At 34.9% G+C, this 17,052-nt stretch carries 16 protein-coding genes and 1 other annotated feature; of the genes, 15 read left to right on the plus strand and 1 reads right to left on the minus strand.

All coding sequences use genetic code 11. The features are described 5' to 3' along the window. Positions 1-385: 385 nt before the first annotated feature. Entirely contained in the window at positions 386-1,033 is a 648-nt protein-coding gene (gene trmB / locus BM212_RS09745) for a tRNA (guanosine(46)-N7)-methyltransferase TrmB (protein ID WP_072694489.1), read from the plus strand. A gap of 60 nt (positions 1,034-1,093) precedes the next feature. Here trmB and BM212_RS09750 read toward each other — a convergent pair whose 3' ends face one another. After that, entirely contained in the window at positions 1,094-1,432 is a 339-nt protein-coding gene (locus BM212_RS09750) for a hypothetical protein (RefSeq protein ID WP_072694490.1), read from the minus strand. 264 nt (positions 1,433-1,696) lie between these two features. Here BM212_RS09750 and pepA point away from each other — a divergent pair, with 264 nt between their 5' ends. The 14 genes from pepA (at position 1,697) to rplT (ending at position 16,716) form a co-directional block, all read left to right on the plus strand. Next, the gene (pepA, locus tag BM212_RS09755; RefSeq protein ID WP_072696072.1) at positions 1,697-2,767 is read left to right on the plus strand and encodes a glutamyl aminopeptidase; all 1,071 of its coding nucleotides are present in this window, start codon (positions 1,697-1,699) and stop codon (positions 2,765-2,767) included. Positions 2,768-2,810: 43 nt separating this feature from the next. Beyond that, positions 2,811-3,416, plus strand: a complete 606-nt coding sequence (gene ytpR, locus BM212_RS09760) for a YtpR family tRNA-binding protein (protein ID WP_072694491.1) — start codon at positions 2,811-2,813, stop codon at positions 3,414-3,416. Between the two features lie 82 nt (positions 3,417-3,498). Then, positions 3,499-4,188: a hypothetical protein gene (locus tag BM212_RS09765; RefSeq protein ID WP_072694492.1), complete on the plus strand. Its 690-nt coding sequence runs from the start codon at positions 3,499-3,501 to the stop codon at positions 4,186-4,188. Between the two features lie 143 nt (positions 4,189-4,331). Next, entirely contained in the window at positions 4,332-5,660 is a 1,329-nt protein-coding gene (gene murC, locus BM212_RS09770) for a UDP-N-acetylmuramate--L-alanine ligase (protein ID WP_072694493.1), read from the plus strand. A 165-nt stretch (positions 5,661-5,825) separates the two neighbouring features. Further along, complete coding sequence (gene polA, locus BM212_RS09775) at positions 5,826-8,489, plus strand: DNA polymerase I (RefSeq protein ID WP_091898306.1); 2,664 nt, start codon at positions 5,826-5,828, stop codon at positions 8,487-8,489. Positions 8,490-8,564: 75 nt separating this feature from the next. Beyond that, complete coding sequence (gene mutM / locus BM212_RS09780; protein WP_072694495.1) at positions 8,565-9,404, plus strand: DNA-formamidopyrimidine glycosylase; 840 nt, start codon at positions 8,565-8,567, stop codon at positions 9,402-9,404. 42 nt (positions 9,405-9,446) lie between these two features. Then, positions 9,447-10,052 carry a dephospho-CoA kinase gene (gene coaE / locus BM212_RS09785; RefSeq protein ID WP_072694496.1) on the plus strand — a complete coding sequence of 202 codons (606 nt, stop codon included), beginning with the start codon at positions 9,447-9,449 and terminating at the stop codon, positions 10,050-10,052. A gap of 61 nt (positions 10,053-10,113) precedes the next feature. Further along, positions 10,114-10,578 carry a transcriptional regulator NrdR gene (nrdR, locus tag BM212_RS09790; RefSeq protein WP_072696074.1) on the plus strand — a complete coding sequence of 155 codons (465 nt, stop codon included), beginning with the start codon at positions 10,114-10,116 and terminating at the stop codon, positions 10,576-10,578. Positions 10,579-10,616: 38 nt separating this feature from the next. Continuing rightward, a complete protein-coding gene (locus tag BM212_RS09795; RefSeq protein WP_072694497.1) occupies positions 10,617-12,041 on the plus strand; it encodes a replication initiation and membrane attachment family protein in 1,425 nt (474 codons plus the stop codon). Beyond that, complete coding sequence (gene dnaI, locus BM212_RS09800; RefSeq protein ID WP_072694498.1) at positions 12,041-12,970, plus strand: primosomal protein DnaI; 930 nt, start codon at positions 12,041-12,043, stop codon at positions 12,968-12,970. Before BM212_RS09795 ends, dnaI begins: the two co-directional genes overlap by 1 nt. A gap of 57 nt (positions 12,971-13,027) precedes the next feature. Next, positions 13,028-13,254, plus strand: a binding site (T-box leader). Positions 13,255-13,350: 96 nt separating this feature from the next. Next, positions 13,351-15,279, plus strand: a complete 1,929-nt coding sequence (gene thrS / locus BM212_RS09805; protein ID WP_072694499.1) for a threonine--tRNA ligase — start codon at positions 13,351-13,353, stop codon at positions 15,277-15,279. 291 nt (positions 15,280-15,570) lie between these two features. Then, positions 15,571-16,074: a translation initiation factor IF-3 gene (gene infC / locus BM212_RS09810; protein WP_072694500.1), complete on the plus strand. Its 504-nt coding sequence runs from the start codon at positions 15,571-15,573 to the stop codon at positions 16,072-16,074. Between the two features lie 26 nt (positions 16,075-16,100). Next, positions 16,101-16,301 carry a 50S ribosomal protein L35 gene (rpmI, locus tag BM212_RS09815; RefSeq protein WP_072694501.1) on the plus strand — a complete coding sequence of 67 codons (201 nt, stop codon included), beginning with the start codon at positions 16,101-16,103 and terminating at the stop codon, positions 16,299-16,301. 55 nt (positions 16,302-16,356) lie between these two features. Next, a complete protein-coding gene (gene rplT / locus BM212_RS09820; protein ID WP_072694502.1) occupies positions 16,357-16,716 on the plus strand; it encodes a 50S ribosomal protein L20 in 360 nt (119 codons plus the stop codon). Positions 16,717-17,052: the final 336 nt, after the last annotated feature.

A 17,052-nucleotide genomic window follows, 5' to 3' on the forward strand; every position in this document is an offset into this window, starting at 1 on the left:
AACTTGTCCAAACAGGTAGGCAAGTCTATCTTAAACTGTCTAGTTATCACGTTTATCATAAAGAATTCTATGCTGTCTTCGACCGCCTGAGGCGGTCCCATTCATGGGTATAAACTAAGCGGATACTATTTATTTAAGAGAAAAGTTCCAAGGGATAAGTGTGCCCAAAATTATACAAAAGTAATTTTTGGGCACTTACAAAAATGAAAAGAGTCTTTAAAAAGATTGTTTTGGGCAAAAGTTATCAAAATAAATAAAGCGAGAATGATTTTTTTAAGAGATTTACTTAAAATACAGAGTTATGAATTATTCAGGGACATTTATATAATTTAAAATGGGGTCAGAAAAATAATCTGTCCCTATTTTTACGTAAAGGAGAAAGTATATGCGTTTAAGAAATAAACCAGGAGCTGAAAATAAGCTTATAGAATTTGGACAATATGTAGTTAGTAATCCTGAAGAATGGAAAAGTAAATGGCATGAACGCTTTGGTAAGAAGCAACCGTTACATGTGGAAATTGGTATGGGAAAAGGTCGGTTTCTTATTGAAATGGCTAAACAAAATCCAGAAATCAATTACATTGGTATTGAGCTGCAGACTAGTGTAATTGTATCAGCGTTAGAAAAGCAAATTGAAGAAGACTTACCAAACGTACAGTTACTGCAAGTTAATGCACAGAATTTACAGTCTTATTTTGATAAAGGAGAAGTTGATAGAATTTACCTGACTTTTTCAGATCCGTGGCCAAAAAATCGTCATGAAAAAAGAAGACTAACCTATAAAGATTTTTTGTTTAGTTACGAAACTGTCTTAGATGAACAAGGGGAACTACATTTTAAAACAGATAACCAGAAGTTATTTGAATATTCACTGATCAGTTTCTCGGAAAAAGGAATGATTTTAAAAGAATTGTATCTTGATTTGCATAATAGTGATGTAGAAGATAATATTATGACAGAATACGAAGAAAAATTCTCAAAAAAAGGAAATCGTATTTATAAAACGGTTGCTTATTTTCCTAATAAAAAATAATTTGGGATACTAAAAAAACGCAGTGACTACACTTATGTAGTTACTGCGTTTTTTTATTGATTATACTCTATAAAGATCGATCAAGCTGCCTGTATAAGCATCGGCAATAAACTCATACTGCACTAGAATATTTTCTTCTAAACGAGAAATACCACCATAATAAACGTCAGTGGCATAAGCGAATTTTTTCCATGGGACCTTAGTCAATTCTATCCATGAACCATCGATTGGCCCTTCTTCCCGAAATTGCGACTTGATTTCTTCTAATATCGAATCAGCGTGAATCGCTTGTTTTTTAGATACTTTAGGATAGAGGAAAAAACCCAAAAGGAAAGAAAAAAGGAGTCCGATTACTCCAAATAGATAGGTAGTTTGTTTTTCATTTAATTTATTTTCCATAGTCTAGCCTCCCGATTTAATTGCTTAAGTGCGTTTCTCGTTTATTTTAACATATATATTTTATGAGTGTAATAGAATATAAATGAAAGAGGCTTAAAAAGTTTAGATTTTTTGTGTATAATTAAAAAGATCGCTCTATAAGTATTGAATTACTCAATTTTAATATAAAACTAATTTGACTTTATGCCTATTATAGTCAAGAAATAGTTAGTTTTGATTAGATAATTAATTAGGAGGAAAGCCATATAGGTAATGGCCGATATAATGAATAATCACACATTTGAATTAATTAAGAAAGTAACTGAAATGCAGGGAACAAGTGGTTTTGAACATTCTGTTAGACATTTTATGCGTGAAGAAATGTCTCCACTTGTAGATGAGGTAGAACAAGATGGACTAGGGGGGATTTTCGGAATTAGAAAATCCAAAGAAAAACAAGCCCCTAAGTTAATGATTGCTGCACATATGGACGAAGTTGGATTTATGATTGCTACAATTACAAAGAAAGGGTTATTTAAAGTTGTACCATTAGGAGGCTGGAATCCTTATGTCGTATCTGCGCAGCGTTTCACTCTCCAGACGAGTAAAGGAGAATATCCAGTTGTGTCTTCATCTGTACCGCCGCATTTACTTAAAGGTAAGAAGGCTGGTGCAGTAACAGTCGAAGATATACTATTTGATGGAGGCTTTGATTCAAAAGAAGAAGCCTATGAATATGGTGTAAGACCAGGAGACACAATTGTCCCTCAGGTAGAAACAATCAAAATGGCAAATGGAAAAACGATTCTCGGGAAAGCTTGGGACAATCGCTATGGAGTTGCCGTAGTTCTAGAGACACTGAAAGAATTGCAGAATGAATCTTTACCAAATACTTTGATAGCCGGAGCCAATGTACAAGAGGAAGTTGGGCTAAGAGGTGCAAAAGGGGCAGCAACCAAATTTGATCCTGATGTATTTTTAGCAGTAGATTGTTCTCCAGCAAATGATATAACAGGGGATTCTGATGCTTTTGGTCAACTTGGTAATGGATTTTTATTACGTATTCAAGATCCAGGGATGATACTATCAAAAGAAATGAGAGACTTCTTGCTGGATACTGCCGAGACTAATAATATTCCTTATCAATACTTCATCTCTAAAGGTGGAACGGATGCAGGAGCAGCTCATCAGATGAACCATGGTATTCCTAGTGCTGTTATTGGAGTATGTGCCCGATATATCCATACGCACCAGACCCTATTCAATATTAATGATTATGAAGCTGCTAAGGAAATGGTAAAACAAGTCATCCGTACATTGGATAAGGCGACATTGGATACTTTAAGAAGTAATTAAATTATAATAAAGCGCTATTTAAATAGCTAAAGAGGAGTTTGTTATGTTAATTTCAAGTTATAATAATAAAGGATTAAAAGATGTATTAATTATTCAACTTAAAAATTGCAATATTGAAAATCAGTTAACTGAAAGAAAAGGAAATATTACTAAGATATATGAAAAAAAGTCAGGTAAAGTAATAGGATATAATCTGTTTAATGCTTCAGATGTATTAGACTTATCTGAAAATGGTCCAGTGACTTTGACTGAAGAACAAGTGGAATTATTGAATGAGCTTCTCAAAGAAAATAACTGGGAAGATACATTGACAGTAGATAACTCACCTAAATTTGTTGTTGGTTATGTCAAAGAATGTGAGCCGTTAGCGGATTCTGATCATTTAAATGTTACAAAAATAGAAATAGACAAAGAAGAAATCGTTCAAATCGTTTGTGGTGCTGGAAATATACAAGCCGGCCAAAAGGTTGTTGTTGCAAAACGGGGAGCAATCATGCCTGATGGTCTTGTGATCTGGCCAGGAGAACTTCGTGGTGTCAAAAGTAATGGCATGGTCTGTTCTGCAAAAGAATTGGGCTTACAGCAAACATCTAAAGGGATTCTCGTGCTAGATGAATCTGAAGAGACAGGCCGACCGTTCACCGTTTAAGCTGTTAACATGATATAATAATCAAAATCGTAGTTTATTTATTTACCAAGCGAATAATAAATTCAAGAGAGGAGGAAGCGGAGTGGCAGAATATGAAGGGCCAAGTTTTTTTAAGCATTCCAAAAGACAATCATCAAACCCTTCGACCAGTCGATTAAAAGAAAATCTGCAGTTTTTTAAGTCAAGTGATCAGTATGTTGATGACAGGGGATTGTTTAGCGAGAGAAGCACACACACGCTTCCTGATCAGATTATTAAAAGAGATGAGATTGAAAAGGGATTTCAGGATTATCTTGAAGAAAAAAAAGCTTACCATCAAGTTAATCGCTCCAAACATTATATAGAACCTCCTTTCGAGGCTAGTAAGGTACCATCTCCAATTTTCGGGTATAAAAAACCTTTGAAGAAAGATAGAGATAACTGGGACTATTTAGTTTTAAAAAAGGAACTTGAAAAAGAACATTTTGAATATTTAATGTTTGAAGAATTTGAAACGCCGGAATTAATAGAATACTGGCAAATGCAGCTTAATGATGAGGCAGAAAATCTGGAAAATGCTGAAAACTCAAAATTGTTATCTGCAAATAGACAGTCAGATTTGAATTCATCTAAAGTACCTTTTGAAACAGAAGTAAAAAAAGAAACAAAGAACTCGCGTAATAAGAGAATGAAACTGCAGCGGTCATTGATGAATATAATCAATGAAGAACAACTAGGGAAAAACGGATCTAAAAGAAATCTTCCAGGATTCTTTTCTGATGAAAATGAGTGAAGTCTTATTTAAAGATAAGCGTTTCATACTGGATTTTTTTCGATATTTCCATTATAGTATAAAATCGTATGTTATCAGTCTAGTTTAATCTTGTGAGAGACTATACGATTAAGCGTATAGTAGAAATTTGGAGGCTTTTTAAAATGGATCAATCGATGACTTATCATTTTGTAGGAATCAAAGGTTCCGGAATGAGTGCATTAGCATTAATTCTGCATGACAAAGGATATAAAGTTCAAGGGTCAGATGTAAATAAATACTTTTTCACTCAAGAAAATTTAGAGATTGCAAAGATACCGATTTATGTATTTGATCAAAATAATATTAAAGAAAATATGGTTGTAATTGCGGGTAATGCTTTTCCTGATTCTCACGAAGAAATCGTTCGTGCAAAAGAGTTAGGTTTGAAAGTTATTAGATATCATGATTTTTTAGGAGAATTCAGTAATCAGTTTACTAGTATAGCTATTACAGGTTCTCATGGAAAAACAAGTACGACCGGATTATTATCACATGTATTAAGTGGTATTGAGAAAACAAGTTATCTGATTGGCGATGGAACGGGTAGCGGAGTTGAAGATGCAGAGTATTTTATATTAGAAGCGTGTGAGTACCGCAGACATTTTTTAGCTTATAAAACAGATTATGCATTGATAACGAATATAGATTATGATCATCCAGATTACTATAAGAGTGTTGAAGATGTAGAAGAAGCATTTAGAACATTTGCTTCTCAGATTAAAAAAGCTGTTTTTGCTTGTGGAGATGATGAAAGACTGCAGAATTTACAAGTATCTGTACCAGTAGTATTCTATGGTTTCCAAGACCACAACGACTTCCAAGCTAAAAATATCGTACGTACCACAGAGGGGTCTTCTTTTGATGTTTATGTTCGAGGAGATTTCTATGGACAATTCTCGATTCCTTCTTATGGAGAACATAATATTCAAAATGCTTTAGGAGTTATTGCATTTTGTCATTATGAAGGGGTAAATCAGGATAAAGTAGCAGAGAGATTAAAAACTTTTTCTGGCGTAAAGAGAAGATTTACAGAGAAGCAAGTGATGGACACTATTATTATTGATGACTATGCTCATCACCCTGCTGAGATAAAAGCAACACTTGATGCAGCTCGTCAGAAATATCCTGATAAAGAGATTGTAGCTGTTTTTCAACCACATACATTTACTCGTACAGTAGCACTTCTTAGCGATTTTGGAAAATCTTTGGATTTAGCTGATTATGTATATCTTTGTGAAATTTTCACTTCTGCTAGAGAAATGTCAGGTAATATTACGATTGAAGATCTATTAGCGAAAACCCAAAAAGGATTAGCGGTATTAGGAGAAGAAGATATGTCTCCATTGTTAAAACATCGAGGTTCAGTATTTGTCTTTATGGGTGCCGGGGATGTAGAAAAGTTCGAACATGCATTTGAGATACTCTTAAGTCAATCAAAAGCTCAAACCTAATATAAATTCAAAAAACTATCTCTATGGGGATAGTTTTTTCGTTTTTGGTCTTATTTTCAAAAGAATATCTTCCACCAAAGACGTTCGCTTTTTTGTATTCTTCATTTTTGTTAAAATAAACTAAACATTGTCTTAAAGAACGGATAATAAGAGGAGTCGAAGCATATGTCGGAACAAAAGAAATTATTATTAATAGATGGTTATAGTGTAGCTTTTCGTGCATTCTATGGACTGCATAGTCAGCTAGAGAGAATGAAGAATCGAAATGGATTACATACTAACGCATTGTACGGAATCCATAATATGCTTGAAGTAATCGTCAATAAAGAGCAACCTACTCATGCCCTAGTAGCCTTTGATGCAGGTAAAACTACATTTCGTCATGAATATTTTGAAGACTATAAAGGCGGTCGTTCTACTATGCCTGCTGAGTTTGCTGAACAGATTCCTTTTATCAAAGATTTACTAGCAGGATTTGGGCTGCAATCGTATCAATTAGTAAACTATGAAGCAGACGATATAATCGGAACACTCAGCAAACAAGCTGAAGCTGAGGGATATGATGTAGTCATACTTACTGGAGACCGAGATCTTACACAGTTGGCTTCTGAGAAAGTTAGAGTAGATATTACGAAAAAAGGGGTAAGTGATCTCAAAGAATTTACAGCAGATTCGGTTATGGAAGAAATGGGAATCGAACCTAAACAAATCATCGATATGAAAGGGTTAGCTGGAGATGCTTCAGATAATATCCCAGGTGTATCAAATATTGGTGAGAAAACAGCTCTCAAGTTATTGAAAGAGTATCACTCTATCGAAGAACTTTATGAAAATATAGATGGAATGAAACAGTCTAAACGAAAAGAAAATCTAATCAATGAAAAAGAAACGGCCTTCTTAAGCAAAAAGCTTGCTACGATCGATATAAAAGCACCAATCAAGATAGCGGTACAAGACTTGGATTATACAGGAATGAATATGGAAAAGCTTATTTCATTTTATAAAGAAATGGATTTTCAGTCCCATTTGAATAAGTTAGATACAGAAGAATATATGGAACAGTTAGCAGAAGAAGTTGAAAAAATTGACTATGAATATGTAAAAGAAATAAAGCCTGATATGTTTAAAACTGATATGGCACTTTATATTGAAATGTTAGGAGATAATTATCATCATTCAGAGATCGTTTCTGTTGGCTGGGGAAATGATCAGAAAATTTATGTTGCAGAACCTTCTACAGCCTTCCAGTCTGAAATCTTTAAAAAATGGATCGAATCCGAAGAAATCAGCAAAACGCTTTATGATGCTAAAAGAACTTATGTAGCACTGAACAGGAAAGGTGCAAAACCGAATGGAGCAACGTTTGATATATTATTAGCTTCATATCTACTTACTGCAGAAGATAGTAGTAGTGGGGATGTTGCTGATATAGCAAATAAACACGGTTATAAAGGATTGTCACCTGATGAAGTTGTTTATGGGAAAGGGAAAAAGAAACAGGTTCCTGAAAATCTTGAATTAATGCGAGACCACATCGCCCATAAAGTTCGTGCGATTTACTCATTATCAAATCAGATGAATGAACAGCTAGTAGAAAACGAACAAGAGAATTTATTGAAAGAAATGGAAATTCCATTAGCAATCGTCTTAGCAGAAATGGAAATTCAAGGAATCACTGTAGATGCAAAACGTCTTGAGAAAATGAAAGCAGAATTTGCTGAAACTTTAAATACGATTGAAACAAGAATCTATCAAGAAGCAGGAGAAGAATTTAATATTAATTCTCCTAAGCAGTTAGGAATTGTATTATTTGAAAAAATGGGTTATCCCGTCATAAAAAAAACAAAGACAGGCTATTCTACGGCTCAAGATGTTTTGGAAAAATTAAAGGATCAAGCTCCGATAGTAGAATTTATTCTACAATATAGACAGATTGCTAAGATACAATCCACTTATATTGAAGGATTGCTCAAAGTAATCAACACTGAAACGAAAAGAATCCATACACGTTATTTACAGACTGTAGCTAGAACTGGAAGACTAAGTTCAGTCGATCCAAATTTACAGAATATTCCGGTTAGATTAGAAGAAGGACGTAAAATTAGAGAAGCTTTTATTCCTAGAAAAGAAGGATGGAAAATTTTTGCTTCTGATTATTCTCAAATAGAACTACGTGTTTTAGCACACATTTCTGACGATGAGCATTTAAAACAAGCATTTATAGATGAACAGGATATTCATACTAGTACAGCTATGAGAGTATTTGACTTGGAAGATTCTAGCAAAGTAACAGCTAATATGAGAAGAGACGCTAAAGCAGTTAACTTTGGTATTGTATACGGAATTAGTGACTATGGTCTTTCACAGAGTCTGAACATTACCCGAAAAGAAGCACAAGAATATATTGACACGTATTTCAATCGTTTTCCAGGAGTTAAATCGTTCATCGATGATATTATTAGGGAAGCAAAAGATAAAGGATTTGTTGAAACATTATTTCACCGAAGACGTTATCTTCCAGATATCAATTCAAGAAACTTTAATTTAAGAACTTTTGCAGAGCGGACAGCTATGAACACACCAATACAAGGAAGCGCTGCAGATATTTTGAAAGTAGCAATGATCGATATGGCTAAGCGAATTAAAGATGAAGGCATGGAAGCGACTATGCTCCTTCAAGTACATGATGAACTGATTTTTGAAGCACCAGAAGAAGAAATTCCAGTGCTGGAAAAACTTGTTAAAGAAGTAATGGAAAATGCAGTTGAACTATCGGTTCCTTTAAAAGTTGAAAGTAGTTGGGGTAAAAGTTGGTATGAAGCAAAATAAAAAATATTAAGACTAAGAAGCGGGAATTTTCTCGCTTTTTTGCCTGTATAAAGGGAAAATGAAAGGAAGAAACAAGTGCCTGAATTACCAGAAGTAGAAAGCGTTAGAAGAGGTCTTGAACGTTTATTAAAAGGCAAGCAAATCACTGAAGTTATTGTTTTTTGGGAACGGATTATAGCAGAACCTAAAGAGATCAGTGAGTTTAAAAAAGATATACAAGGTCAAAAAATTCATTCCATTGATCGTAGAGGTAAATTTTTGTTATTTAACCTAACAGATTTTGTTCTAATTTCTCATCTTAGAATGGAAGGTAAATATAGACTTGAAAAAAAAGATACGCCTATCTCAAAGTATACGCATGTTATTTTCAAGTTGGATAGTGGAGAAGAATTGAGATATTTGGATGTAAGAAAATTTGGAAGAATGTCTCTGGTCTCTCACGAAGTAGTTTTTAAGCATCCTTCATTGATTAAACTAGGACCAGAACCGATAAAAGAAGCTTTGACAATTGAAACCTTGGGTCAGGAATTGAAAAAAAGAAAAAAGGCGATAAAAGCTACACTATTAGATCAATCTGTTATAGCCGGAATTGGTAATATATACGCAGATGAAATTTTGTTCGATGCAAAAATAAATCCCTCTCGTATAACCAATACGCTCTCGGAAGTAGAAATATCCAGATTGACTCATTCAGTTTTAAAAGTTATAGATAAAGCAGTGAAAGCTGGAGGAACAACGATTCGCACGTATGAAAATGTTTTTGGAGAATTAGGAACCTATCAGACTAGTCTTAAGGTATATGGTAGAACAGGTCTAGAATGTGTTAGGTGTCAAACAATCATTGAAAAAACAAAAATTGCCCAAAGAGGAACGCATTTTTGTCCTAATTGTCAGAAAATGCCAAGTGAAAGATAAGTAGCTTATGTTAAAACCAATTTACACAAAAGGAAGAGGATAATGACACATATATTAGGACTAACAGGCGGAATAGCTAGTGGAAAATCAACGGTCAGCCAGATTTTCAAAAAGTATAACTTTAAAATTGTGGATGCTGATGTTGGAGCAAGAAAAATTTTAGATCCTGGAACTAAGGGTTTAGAAGAAGTAGTCAAAATTTTTGGAGAGCAGATACTTTTAGAATCTGGATACCTTGATAGAGTTAAATTAGGTCAGATCATATTTAATGATGCGAAAAAAAGAAATCAATTAGATCAATGTCTAGTCCATCATATTCGAGAATGGATTGTATCAGAAAAAAATAAGTTAATTGATCAAAATGAATCTTTGATTATTTTAGATATCCCTTTATTGATTGAAGCCCATTATGAAAATGAAGTAGATGAAATAATGGTTGTAGCTGTCAATGAGGAAACTCAGTTGAAAAGGTTAATGAAACGAAATGACTTTACACCAGAAGAAGCAAAAATGAGAATTGCGTCTCAAATACCTTTATCCGAGAAAATCAAAATGGCAGACATTGTTATTTATAATGAAGGAACAATAGAGGAAACCGAAGCACAAGTCGTTAAGTGGCTCATTAGTAAAGGGTATTACAGCGAATAAAGCTATGGTATAATAAATATAACTAAAAATCAGATAGATTATAAGAAAAGGACTGATGATTGTGCAATGTCCTCGCTGCCAAAATAACGGAAGTAGAGTCGTTGATAGTCGACCTGCTGATGATAATAAAGCTATTCGTAGACGTCGAGAATGCGAGAAATGCGGATTCCGATTTACAACATTTGAGAGACTAGAACAACCACCTATACTGGTTGTCAAGAAAAATGGAACACGTGAAGAATTTAGCCGTGAAAAGCTGTTGCGTGGTTTGAGAAGAGCTTTTGAAAAGCGTCCTGTTACTGCTGAAGAACAAGAAAGAATTGTTAATCGTGTAGAATACAAAATCAGAGATCATGGTGATAGTGAAATACGTTCAACGAAAATCGGTGAGTATGTAATGGAAGAATTAGCTGATTTAGATGATGTTGCATATATAAGATTTGCTAGTGTATACAGACAATTCAAAGACATAGAAGTATTTATGAAAGAAATGCAGGAATTAGAAAAAAAACGAAAAGATCACTAAATGGATAAAACTAACTGGAATGAAAGGGGAATGAAAAAGTGAATTATCCATGGCAGCATGTAAAACCAAAAGATTATTTTTTATTAAGACAGTCTCATCCCCTTTCTGACCAGGATGTCAGAGTGTTAACAACTATATATCAGCCTCTGATCGGTAACGCTGCATATGCACTTTATATGCTCTTAAAAGAGTCTTTACAAAGTAGTGCGGAGTGGACTAGTGGAAAACCGTTATCAGAGTTGTTGACTATACTTGATATGGGTATACCTGAATTGTATCAGGCACGAGTTCGCTTGGAAGGCCTTGGATTGTTGAATGTCTATAAAAGCAAGAAAGAATCAGATCAGTATTTACTTGAATTAAAGCCTCCATTAACAGCTGCTCAATTTTTCAATGATCATATGATGAAACTGATTTTGTTTGAAAAAGTTGGAGAAAAAATGTTTAAAGACATCAGAGAACAGTTTACCAGCAGAGAACCACTTGAAGAAGAGTTTGAAGAGATTACTAAATCTTTTTTAGATGTGTATCATTTCAATATTCAAAAGCATAATCAGCTGACTGCAGCTGATCTGGAAAATAATTTCACTGAAGCTAATTCATTCTCTGCAGCTAAAGAAGTAGTTAAACAAAGTGATTTCGACTGGTCCTTCTTTATTGAAGGATTGAATAGTCATTTTATTGATAAAAAGTCGATTAATAAAGAAATCAAAGAACTGATTCTTTCGTTACATGAAATGTATGGATTGAATGAAATGGAACTTCAAAAATACGTACTTCAAGCAACTGATATAGAATCTTCAATTGTAAATAAAAATAAGTTGTCTCAAGAGGTTCAGCAAGACTTCCATCGAAAACAAGCAAATAAAGTACAATTAACTGATAATATTGATCAAACGATAAAGGCAGAACAAACAAAACAAACTAATCGTCGCTATCGTTTGAGTCAAACTGGTTTTAATGATCATGAGATTGAAGTAATTCTGCATGCTGAAGAAGTGAAGCCAGGAGAATATCTTAGTTCAATCAAATCGCAGAAGGGCGGATTTGTTTCAAGTAATGAACTTTATGTAATTAAAGAGTTGGTAGAACACTCTTCTCTTCCGACATCGGTTATCAATATCTTGATTAATTATGTTTTAATCGGGAAAAATGCTCCAGTATTAGAAAAGAGTCTGGCACTTAAAGTGGCTAATGATTGGGCGATTAGCGGCATAGCCTCACCTGAAGATGCACTGCAGAAAGTAAAACAATTGTATACTCAAACCAGAGAAGCTAAGCGTACAAGACAAAACACTTATGCGTCACAATCTAAAAGTAAAAAAACTTACATCAAAAATGAGACTTTACCTGAATGGGCTACAGAAGAAAATAAAGGCGAAGAAGTCGATAAAGAGAAACAAGAAGAATTCAGGAAACGATTGGAACGTATCCGTAACCGTAAGAAAGGCGGTGGTGAGTAGTGGAAAGTATTCGCAAACAGTTAGATAGCATGATGAATTCAAACAAAATGACTGAAAGATACGAAGAAATCATTCGCAATGAGGTTTTTAAAGATCCAGATGTAAGAAAATTCTTAGCGGAAAATAGTGAAATCCTTGATAAAGAAGCTATTGAGCGAAGTGCAGCTAAGCTCTATGAATTTGTGGTTGAAAAAAAGAAAGCTGCCGCTCAAAGTGGAGAACTCATGCCGGGGTATGTTCCGAAACTTTTAATAAATAATAAGCGTATAGATGTGACATATGAACCTTCTACTGATTTGACAAATCGTCAGAAACAAACAGCGATCAATAAAAGGATTCACTCTATGTATATGCCAAAAGACATAAAAAATTTCAGTATTGATCATTTTGAGAGTACTCCTGGCAGAAATGAGGCTGTGGAAAGAGCGTACGACTTTATTGATCAGTATCTTGAAAATCCGGATGAATTCCAACAAGGTCTTTATCTATATGGAAAGTTTGGTGTAGGCAAGACTTTCCTGCTTGGAGCGATTGCACATGAACTTTCTGAACAGGGATATCCTTCTACGTTGGTACACTTTCCTAGTTTTGCTGTTGAAATGAAAAACTCTATAGGACAAAATACAACAGAAGAAAAGCTGACGGTCTTCAAAAAGGCAAAAATCTTAATGATTGATGATATAGGAGCTGATTCAATGTCAAGTTGGATCCGTGACGATATTTTAGGGGTTATATTACAATATAGAATGCAAGAACAACTTCCAACTTTTTTCTCATCTAATTTTGATATGGCTCATTTAGAAAATGAGCATTTCAGAGTAACACAGCGTGGAGAAAATGAGCCACTGAAAGCGAAAAGAATTATGGAACGTATTAAGTTTCTATCAAAAGAAGTAGAGATGACTGGTGATAATAGAAGACATTCTTAAAATAAAAAAGTATTGAAAGAATGAAAGAAGCGTGTTATTCTACTATTAATCAAATTTTATAAAGCTTAGAGAAAGATACCTTTTTAGGAATTTATTACCAAGAGAGGAAGACAGTAGCTGAAAGTCTTCTATAATAAACCTGAAATTGACCCCTTTCGAGCGCTGTCTTGAACCAAGTAAAGGCAGACGTTACTCTGCGTTAAAGAGCTGAACGAAGTTAGAAGATAGTATTTCTTATTTTCTATGAAGTTGGGTGGAACCACGTTATAAATCACGTCCCATTGAGTAAGTTTTTCTTATTCAATGGGACTTTTTGTATATTTTAAACTTATAAAACTCATTGAATAAATGAAATCACATTATAACTAGGAGGAAATTCAATGTCAGAAATAACAGTTAAACTACCAGATGGTTCTATAAAAGAAGTAGAATCAGGTGCAACTCCAAAAGATATAGCGAGCAGTATCGCAAAGTCACTTGAAAAAAAGGGACTGGCTGGAAAGTGGAATGGGGAGTTAGTTGATTATAATCAACCTTTAAAGGAAGACGGGGAATTGGAGATCGTTACACCTGATCATGAAAATGCTCTTGAAGTATTAAGACACTCAACAGCCCACTTAATGGCTCAAGCAATCAAAAGACTATATCCAGATGTGAAATTTGGAGTAGGTCCGGCAATTGACACGGGATTTTATTATGACACTGATTCAGAACAGCCAATTGTTGAAGAAGACTTGGAAAAAATCGAAAAAGAAATGATGGCAATCGTTAAAGAAAATTTACCCATTGTTCGTAAAGAAATTTCTAGAGAAGAAGCACTTGATTTATTTAAAAATGATCCTTATAAAGTTGAATTGATTACTGACTTACCTGAAGACGAAGTAATCTCTATCTATGAGCAGGGAGAATTTGCGGATCTGTGCAGAGGTGTTCATGTTCCTTCAACTGGCCGTATTCAAGTCTTCAAATTACTTTCATTAGCAGGTGCTTATTGGAGAGGCAACTCTGATAATAAAATGATGCAGCGGATTTACGGTACAGCATTCTTTGATAAGAAAGCGTTGAAAGAATTCTTGAAAATGCGTGAAGAAGCAAAAGAACGAGATCACCGTAAATTAGGTAAAGAATTAGATATCTTTATGCTTTCACCAGAAGTAGGATCAGGTCTTCCATTTTGGTTACCTAAAGGAGCAACGATTCGCCGTGTGATCGAGCGCTATATTACAGATAAAGAAATTAGTATGGGCTATCAGCATGTCTATACGCCAATCATGGCGAACGTTGACTTTTATAAGAAATCAGGACACTGGGATCATTATCATGAAGATATGTTTCCACCAATGGATATGGGTGATGGAGAAATGCTAGTCCTACGTCCGATGAATTGTCCGCATCATATGATGGTCTTCAAAAATGATGTAAGAAGTTACCGTGATCTACCAATCAGAATAGCAGAATTAGGTCAGATGCATCGCTATGAAAAAAGCGGGGCTTTGTCAGGTTTGCAGCGCGTTCGTGAGATGACATTAAATGATGCGCATGTATTCGTTAGACCAGATCAAATCAAAGAAGAATTTCGTCGCGTGATTGAGTTAATGTTGGCTGTTTATGATGACTTTGATATTAAAGACTATCGATTCCGTCTGAGCTACCGTGATCCTGAAAATACTGAGAAATATTTTGATGATGATGCAATGTGGAATAAAGCTCAGTCTATGTTAAAGGAGACACTTGATGAAATGGGGCTTGAATACTTTGAAGCCATTGGAGAAGCTGCGTTTTATGGTCCAAAACTAGACGTTCAAGTAAAAACTGCTCTTGGAATTGAAGAAACATTATCTACTGTACAGCTGGATTTCTTATTACCAGAAAGATTTGATCTAACTTATGTGGGTGAAGATGGACAGGATACACATAGACCTGTTGTAATCCATCGTGGTGTAGTTTCAACAATGGAACGGTTTGTTGCTTATCTGATAGAAAGATACAAAGGTGCATTCCCGACATGGTTGGCTCCTGTACAAGCAAAAATTATCCCAGTTAATTTAGATATCCATGCTGATTATGCCAATGAACTAAATGAAGAATTAGCGGCAAAAGGCTTACGTGTTGAAATTGATAATCGCAATGAAAAAATGGGCTATAAGATCCGACACGCTCAAACACTTAAAATTCCTTATCAAATTATTGTTGGCGATAGTGAAGTTGAAAGTAATAGTGTAAGTGTTCGTAAATATGGTGAAAAAGAAACAAACACTTATCCTAAAGCAGAATTCATCTCTCGGATTTTATCAGAATCAGTAAAATAAATTAAATAATTAAGTATGTATTGACATACTATTGATATTCTGGTATTATATAAGAGTTGAGAAAACGAAGCAGAAGCGCCCGCTTCTCGCCTTTAGGATTTAAATCCTAGGGCAGATATCGAACGTATATAATTCAGAGTAACCGAGTGTTGCTTTGAGTATCAGACTGGATGAAGCAATTCATTCTCTGATAGCGGAGATAAAGAGGGGGCTTTTATTAAAAAGTCTCCTCTTTTTTTCTGCCGTGCTTTCTCGCAAATATTTTGGAGGTGAACCACCATAGCAAAAGACATGATTGTCAACGATCGTATTCGTGCAAAAGAAGTACGTTTGATCGGCAAAGACGGTGAACAGATTGGGGTAATCCAACGCAACGAGGCAATGAGGTTAGCTGAAGATGCCAATTTAGATTTAGTTCTAGTTGCACCAAATGCTAAACCACCAGTGGCTCGTGTTATGGATTATGGTAAATATCGCTACGAATTACAAAAGAAAGAACGTGAAGCAAGAAAGAATCAGAAAGTCGTTAACGTCAAAGAGATTCGCTTGAGTCCAACTATTGATGATCACGATTTCAATACGAAATTGCGTAACGCTCGTAAATTTTTGGAAAAAGGCGATAAAGTGAAAGTATCTATTCGATTCCGTGGACGTGCGATTACTCACAAGGAAATTGGACGTGAAGTATTAGAACGTATGGCGGAAGAAGCGTCTGACATTTCACAAGTCGAATCGAAAGCTAAAATGGATGGCCGTAGCATGTTCTTAATGCTTGCACCGACATCTGAGAAATAAGACAAAAGTGTAGGAGGAAGACAATAATGCCTAAGCAAAAAACACATAAAGGTTCAGCAAAACGTTTTAAAAGAACAGGTTCTGGCAAACTGAAACGTAGCCACGCAAAACGTAGTCACATGTTTGCAAATAAATCTCAAAAACAAAAACGTCACTTACGTAAATCTGCAATGGTTTCACACAGTGACTTTAAACGTATTAGACAACAACTTGCTAAAATGAAATAAGAATTGTACGAGCGCTTTTTCTCTTTCAAAAGCGCAACCAAGGAGGAAATGAAGAATGGCACGAGTTAAAGGTGGAGTAGTTACTCGTAGACGTCGTAATCGCGTCTTGAAGTTAGCTAAAGGGTACTACGGAGCAAAGCATCGCTTGTTCAAAGTTGCAAAACAACAAGTAATGAAATCATATCAATATGCATATAGAGACCGTAAACAAAATAAACGTAACTTCCGTAGATTATGGATTGCACGTATTAACGCTGCGGCACGTATGAACGGTTTAAGCTACTCAAAATTCATGCACGGACTTAAACTTGCTGAAATCGATATGAACCGTAAAATGTTAGCTGAATTAGCAGTGAGCGATGCAGCAGCATTTACTACATTAGCTGAACAAGCTAAAGAAGCATTATCTAAATAGTTTTTAATAATATACAAAGAGGCTGGGACAAAAGTCTTAACAAACAAATAAGATCCGCTGAAAATCTACTTGAGATTTCAGTGGATCTTATTTGTTTATGTAAGCAAAAGGAGCACGGCTTTGATATAATATAATCACCACAAAAACATCATAGAAAGGGTGCTCCTTATGTATACTCAATATACCATGAACCAAACAACCTTGCCATTAGAAATGAACTGTTACTTACCAGAAAATCATATCGTCTACTCTATTCATCAAGTTGTGGAAGATTTAGATGACTCGCAATATCACTTAATTGAAAACGACTTTGGTCGCCCGGCTTATCACCCGAAA

It is taken from the genome of Marinilactibacillus piezotolerans (genome assembly GCF_900114235.1).
Taxonomy (GTDB): domain Bacteria; phylum Bacillota; class Bacilli; order Lactobacillales; family Carnobacteriaceae_A; genus Marinilactibacillus; species Marinilactibacillus piezotolerans.